The organism is Amycolatopsis rubida, assembly GCF_900115345.1.
Lineage (GTDB): Bacteria > Actinomycetota > Actinomycetes > Mycobacteriales > Pseudonocardiaceae > Amycolatopsis > Amycolatopsis rubida.
In genome coordinates this window covers 1-4,321 of record NZ_FOWC01000038.1, presented here as the reverse complement: position 1 = coordinate 4,321, position 4,321 = coordinate 1, and the positions used below count along the sequence as shown (strand labels likewise).

The following is a 4,321-nucleotide window of genomic DNA, read 5'->3' as shown; positions in this document are numbered from 1 at the left end:
CCCGGTCCCATTCCGAACCCGGAAGCTAAGCCTGACTGCGCCGATGGTACTGCAACCGAAGGGTTGTGGGAGAGTAGGACACCGCCGAACTCAACCTGAGAAGTCTGGGCCCCGGTCCGAGAACCCCCCGCGGGTTCTCCCGGGGCCCAGACTCATGTCACGGACAAAACAAGGCCCGGAACCCCGCCACGGGGACCCGGGCCTTCACCATGCCCAAGCTATTTCTGCGAGTCTCCCGGAGACTTGCGCTGGACCGCGCTGTAGCGGCGATCACTTCAAGGGGCCTATGCGGCGAGAGGGGATGAGCCAGCAGAGGTCTCCGTGTCGTGCGCATGGATGCGAGGACATCCGGCTTGTGGAGTTGGCAGCATGGTGACGATGCGAGGGAACTCGGTCAGCGTCAGGGAGCAGACAGGCGGAGCGGAACCTAGCCCGCAGCGCCGGCGGCAGGGAGACGACGCGAGGGGAAGCCACAGCCCCCACCGCAGGCAACGGTCGGCACGTGGCGATGGGTCCAGGCAGGCAACGGGCAGCCATGCGGAGACCGGGCCTACCGAGCAGCGCATGCGACGGCGGCGCGGGACGGTGGAACTCTGTCGGCAGTGCAGGCAGTGGGCGGCACGAGGCGGGCAAGACCGATCCTGCTCGCCTCGCATGCGACGGCGACGCGGGACGACGGAGTTCGGTCGGCAGCGCAGGCGATAGGCGGCGCGGGACGACGGAATCCTGCCCGCAGCGCAGGCAGCGGTGGGCGGCACGAGACGTGAGGGTCCTCGACCGCAGTGCAGGAGTGCATGGGGTGGGTGGCACTGGCACGACGGAGCTGGGGTCCTGGCAGCAGCGCGCGCGGTGGTTGGGTAGAGGCGACGACAACCCTGCCAGGAGCACCGGCGATGGAATCAGCGCTCCGGCGCGAGCTTCGTCTCCGCGGTCCGTTCCGCGGGAGCCAGGTTTGCTCCTCGATCCGCGTCGCGTCAGGGGCTCTGGGCAAGGAGAACGGGGCGCGAGTGTCGGCTTCGCGGTCCATCCTGCGGCAGGCTGGCGGGCTCCGGGGAACCGCGCCGGTCCCTGGGCAGCGAAAAGGGTGCCGGAGCAAGAAAGCTCCGGCACCCTTCTCTGTCGAACCGTTCAGTCGAACCTCGGCCTCAACCCTGACCCTGACCAGCCCCAACCGGGCTGCTGGGCTACTTCAGGGCCGAGCCTTTCTGCCAGTCGGTCCAGGACTTGGACCAGTCGCCGTACAGGTCCCACACCGGCAGTTGCGGGCCGCCCGAGTTGGTGACTTCTACGACGTCCCCCAGGCCGAAGTTGGTGAAGAACCACTCCGCGTTGGCGGCGTTCAGGTTGATGCAGCCGTGCGAGACGTTGGAGCTGCCCTGTTGTCCGACGCTGTTCGGGTTCTCGTGGACGAACTCGCCGTCGTTCGAGATGCGTTCCGAGAACTTCTCGTTCGAGCGGTACGCCTTCGGGTCCGGCGGGCACACGCCGTAGGTGCAGGAGTCCATCGTGTAGTTCGCCTGCTTGTCCGAGATGACGTGCGGGCCGAGGTGGGTGGGGGTCGCGTCCTTGCCCATCGAGATCGGCATCGACTTCACCAGCGAACCGTTGTGGAAGATCTGCATCTGTTCGCTGTTGCCGTCGGCTTTCGCGATCCACGAATCGTGCACCTTGTACGTTTCGGTGCGATCGTCCGCTCCGTACACGCCATTTCCGAAATCGACGCCGTAAATCTTCGCGTTGACCGTCAGCGTGGTGCCGGGCTTCCAGTATTCCTTCGGCCGGTAGTGGACGTTCTTGTCGTCGATCCAATACCAGCTGCCGTCCTGCTTCGGCGACGACTCGACGGTGAGCGCCTTCTCCACAGCGGCCTTGTTCTTCACCGCGACGCCGAAGCTGAACACGATCGGCTGGCCGACGCCGACGCCCGCGCTCTTCACCGCGTTCGGGGCCGGGATCAGGTTCGCGTTCGCCTGCTTCTTCGGCGACAGCGTGGTCACCTGCCCCTGCTGTTCGACGGATTTCCCGTCCGCGTTCTGGGCATGCGCCTTCACCTGGTACGTGCCGCCGTAGCCGAGGACCTCGGTGGTCGTCCAGCTGAGCTTGTCCGGAGAGAACTCGCCCGCGACGGTCTTGCCTTTGGCACTCGTGACCGTGACGTCCGTGAGCTTCCCGTTCGCCGCCTTCACCACGATCGGCGTGCTCGGGCTGATCCCGGACGCGTTGGCCGGTTCGATCGACACCGTCGCCGGTGTCGCGGTCTGGCTCGACCCGCCCGGCGCACCGGGCGTGCCGGCATCGCTGCCGCCGTCCCCGGAGGAACAGGCGGAAAGCAGCACGGTCGCCGCGAGAATTCCGGCGAGCGGAAAAAATGTCTTCTTCGGGAACATGATGTCTCTTTTGTGAGGGTCCAGGACCGGCAGGTTCAACTGCAAAACTACGCGATCGGAAAGACGCCCCGACCGGCGGATCGGTGCATTGGGGTGACGCGGATCACGCTCGCGAATTCCGGGTCGCGCGGATCAGGGGCGCAGCAATCCGGGAGCGCCGTAGAGGCCGGGGCCGTCGACGGTCAGTTCCTTCAGGTGGTCCCGGGCGGCGTGGTAGGCCTGCGACGCCAGATCGTCGGTGCGCGAGAAGTCCAGTGGGCTCACCTGGACCGGTGCCGGGCCCGGCAGATAGACCACCGGCACTGTCCGAGCGGCGACCGGTGCTTCCAGGACGGCCTGGTTGCGCATGCTGATCATCGCGGTGAACATCATCACCTCGGCGAACGTCCGGGGTGCGCCGGGCATTTTGCCGGGGAACGCGCAGTCCAGGACGACCAGCGACTTCGCGCCCATGCGCAACGCCTGCCGCATCGGGACGTTGGCGACCAGTCCGCCGTCGTAGAGGAGACGGTCCTCGTAAGGGACTGGCGGATAGATGCCGGGGATCGCGCAGCTCGCCAGGAGCGGTGCTTGCAGCGGACCGGAGGTGAGCAGGACCGGCTCGGCGGTGTCGACGTCGGTGGTGACGACGCCCAGCGGCATCGCCAGGTCCTCGAACCGGCGGCCGGCGCCGAGGTGGTCGTCGATGATCTTGGCGAGGCCGGTGTTCGGGAACAGATGGGTCTTGCTGTGCCGGAGCGTCCGGACCTGGCTCAGCACGCCGCCGGGGAACGCCTCGGCTTTCGTCATGTGCGCCCAGATGTCGCGGAGCCGCCGGAGCCGGTCGTCGCCGGCCAGCGAGAGCACCGCGGCGTTCAGCGAGCCGACGGACGTGCCGACCGCCAGATCCGGCGTGATGCCCGCTTCGTCGAGGGCTTGCAGCATGCCCACCTGCAGCGCGCCGAGACTGCCGCCCCCGCCGAGGACGAACGCGACCGGCTTCGGGAGGTCTAGTGCCTGCATACGGTCGAATCTAATCAGCCGAACGGCTCCCGGGCGGGTGACTTCGGGTGAGCTCGGTCAAGTGCCGGTGCGGGCGGGCTCCTCCGGCTGTTCGCCCGGCGAAGCGGAAACGCCGAGGGTCTTGCGTTTCTTCATGCGCAGCAGGAAGAACACCAGCACCCCGATGACCAGCGCGGCCACCACGAGGAACCCGGTGTTCATCGCGCTCTCGACCTGCTTCGCCGCTTCGCCGAGCGCGGCACCGAGGCTGATGTGCACGAGCGACCAGCAGAACGCGCCGGCGGCGGTGGCGGGGAGGAACTTGCGGAACGGCAGGTTCGACGCTCCCGCCGCGGCTGGCGTCAGGGTGCGCAGCACCGGCAGGAACCGCGCGAAGAACACTGCCCACGCGCCCCGGCGTTCGAGAACGCCGGCGGCCTTGTCCCAGGCGTCCAGTCCGTATGTGCGGATGAGCTTCGTTTCCCGCAGCCGCGGCCCGAACCTCCGGCCGAGCGCGTACCCGATCGAATCGCCCAGCGCCGCGCAGACGGTGACGACCGCCCACAGGGTCAGGAAGCGGGGCACGGACGTCGCCGTGGTCGCCGCGATCAGCAGGCCCGATTCGCCCGGAGCGATGAAGCCGAGGCCGATCGTGCACTCGGCCAGCACGAGCCCGCCTGCTGCCGCGACGAGGCCCGGCTGGGGGAGTGCTTGCAACCAGTCGAGGATGTCCGTTACTAAAGCCACACCATCACTTTACTGATTCTTGGGAATAGCGTGCCACGTTCGGGTGACCTGGAGACGAATAAGGGCCCCGGTGCGTAACCGGGGCCCCTCATCGGTACGGGTTCAGCGGGACAGCAGGCTGCTGGCTTCTTGGGCTGCGGGTCCTTCGGCGGCGAGGTGGGCGAGGTTCTCCGGCAGTTCCTCGCCCCGGTGGGCCTTGGTCTGGG

3 protein-coding genes, 1 rRNA gene and 1 pseudogene are annotated in these 4,321 nt (G+C 67.7%); 1 reads left to right on the top strand and 4 read right to left on the bottom strand.

Annotation, left to right across the window (positions count from 1 at the left end; translation table 11 throughout):
- Positions 1–90: ribosomal RNA gene (gene rrf / locus BM362_RS46005) — 5S ribosomal RNA — on the top strand; the annotation flags it as partial.
- Between the two features lie 1,094 nt (positions 91–1,184).
- Here the strand turns inward: rrf and BM362_RS46000 are convergent.
- The 4 genes and pseudogenes from BM362_RS46000 to BM362_RS45985 form a co-directional block, all read right to left on the bottom strand.
- Positions 1,185–2,387 carry a L,D-transpeptidase family protein gene (locus BM362_RS46000; RefSeq protein ID WP_067595795.1) on the bottom strand — a complete coding sequence of 401 codons (1,203 nt, stop codon included), beginning with the start codon at positions 2,385–2,387 and terminating at the stop codon, positions 1,185–1,187.
- A 132-nt stretch (positions 2,388–2,519) separates the two neighbouring features.
- Positions 2,520–3,389: a patatin-like phospholipase family protein gene (locus BM362_RS45995; RefSeq protein ID WP_093577424.1), complete on the bottom strand. Its 870-nt coding sequence runs from the start codon at positions 3,387–3,389 to the stop codon at positions 2,520–2,522.
- A 57-nt stretch (positions 3,390–3,446) separates the two neighbouring features.
- The gene (locus tag BM362_RS45990) at positions 3,447–4,115 is read right to left on the bottom strand and encodes a DedA family protein (protein WP_067595791.1); all 669 of its coding nucleotides are present in this window, start codon (positions 4,113–4,115) and stop codon (positions 3,447–3,449) included.
- A 102-nt stretch (positions 4,116–4,217) separates the two neighbouring features.
- Positions 4,218–4,321, bottom strand: a pseudogene (locus BM362_RS45985) (lipoate synthase); the annotation flags it as partial.

Bases quoted from the DNA above. Each gene is read 5' to 3' on its own strand.
- BM362_RS46000 (WP_067595795.1), bottom strand. From the start codon at position 2,387: ATGTTCCCGAAGAAGACATTTTTTCCGCTCGCCGGAATTCTCGCGGCG.
- BM362_RS45995 (WP_093577424.1), bottom strand. From the start codon at position 3,389: ATGCAGGCACTAGACCTCCCGAAGCCGGTCGCGTTCGTCCTCGGCGGG.